This window comes from Moorena sp. SIO4A1, assembly GCF_010672065.1.
Taxonomy (GTDB): Bacteria; Cyanobacteriota; Cyanobacteriia; order Cyanobacteriales; family Coleofasciculaceae; genus Moorena.
The window spans coordinates 1-1626 of record NZ_JAAHHX010000585.1 but is presented as its reverse complement, the minus strand read 5'-3'; the positions used below and the strand labels follow the sequence as shown (position 1 = coordinate 1626).

1 protein-coding gene is annotated in these 1626 nt (G+C 44.5%); it reads left to right on the top strand.

Annotated elements, in window-relative coordinates:
- The first annotated feature begins 563 nt into the window (after window positions 1–563).
- Window positions 564–1556: a HAMP domain-containing sensor histidine kinase gene (locus F6K53_RS40905; protein WP_293085973.1), complete on the top strand. Its 993-nt coding sequence runs from the start codon at window positions 564–566 to the stop codon at window positions 1554–1556.
- The last annotated feature ends 70 nt before the right edge of the window (window positions 1557–1626 follow it).

Below are 1626 nucleotides of genomic sequence, written 5' to 3'. Positions count from 1 at the left end.
GGTGCAGTTTCCCGAGGTATTGACGCTCCAGCCAGCTGAGTTAGAAGCGATCAAACCAGACAAGATTGGCGTCCCGTCTACTGTTGCTAAATGGACAAGCAGTGGCTGGGAAATTTTGCGTGCTGGAGGGATTCAATTAGACGATTCAGGGTTTTAATAGTTCTACTCATCTTTGAAAAAAACTAGCTATCCTTAAAAAGATCTGACAAAAAAGTATGAAGTTTGAATTGTGAAGTATGAAGTTTGAATTGTGAAGGAATCCTGAATTGTGAAGGAATCCTGAATTGTGAAGGAATCCTGAAAACCTTCTATCGATTGGTTACTTGGCAACAGGTATTTTTTTTAGCCTGGTTGTCTACCCAACTATATCCTTGTCGATTTCCAGCAGTATAAGCTTCAACCTTCATTCTTTATCCTTCAATTTTGTTAGGTGCGCTTTCCGTTGCGAATTAAATTCGCTCTAGGTGCGCGCCTCCTAGGCCGCGAGCAATCCCTCGCGGCCTAGGGTCGCACCAACGGGCTCGCACCTGTTGACGTTTTTAGTGTGGCAAGACTTAATAAGCATGGGTGAGACGGATCTGATCTATTTGCTAGTAGGCATTGGGTTAGGAGTTATGGGGAGTCGCTTCAGGAAATTTTTAAAGGTGCGCTTTCCAATGGCCGGGGCACCCGGCCTTGGGTCGCACCTCCATGAAAGCACAGACTCAAAGACCTCTGTATGCCATCAAACTGATACTGATGCTGAAGAAATCCAGCGTCTGAAAGAAGAATTCAAGCAAAATCAATTGGCTTACCAAATGGCAATGGAAATGAGCCAGTTTAAAGCCGGATTTTTGGCACGAACTTCCCACGAGTTGCGATCGCCTCTGAGTCGGTTGATTGGTTTACATCAGTTGATTTTGTCTGATCTGTGTGAATCTCCAGAAGAAGAGAGAGAATTTGTGAACCAGGCTAACGCCTCTGCCCATACTATGGTTAAACTGCTTGATGAGGTGACTGCTGTAGCTAAAACTGAACACGGTACTAACGTTTTGGAGATTTGCTCAGTCTCTTTGAAGCAGCTGTTTGAAGACCTCTATCGTCTGACCCATTTGCAAGCTGCCAATCGCAATCTCCACCTGGAAATAGTTCCACCTGACCCCCAAATTCACGTTTTAGTCGATCCACGGCGTTTTCGACAGGCATTAGTCATGATTGTGGATACTGCAATTACTCAGATAAGTAGTGGTCAAATTAAAGTTTGGACTGCACTCTCCTCTAAATCTGAAACAGTTTCCATCTGGATTGATATGCCCTGTGCCATCAGCTGTTGGGCTGAAGATGTTGATTTATTGCAATTACCTCCAGATCAATCAAAACAGCCCAGTGAAATGGTATCCACTTCATCTGGACTGACGTTGTTGATGATTCAAACTCTCCTGGAAGTGATGCAGGGGCGTATAGAAGTATTAACGGTTCCCAGTGAAGAAGCTGACAATGATACCTCTGTTGAGAATCTTACCCGGTTTCAAGTTTCTATACCCCAGGGGATTCCTGAGATTGTAGAGCCTTACTAGGCACTGGAGTAACTAGAGGCTGATTGTACAATACCATTGTGGTACTGGAGTTCACCTCAAAACCAATGCG

Bases quoted from the DNA above. Each gene is read 5' to 3' on its own strand.
- F6K53_RS40905 (WP_293085973.1), top strand. From the start codon at position 564: ATGGGTGAGACGGATCTGATCTATTTGCTAGTAGGCATTGGGTTAGGA.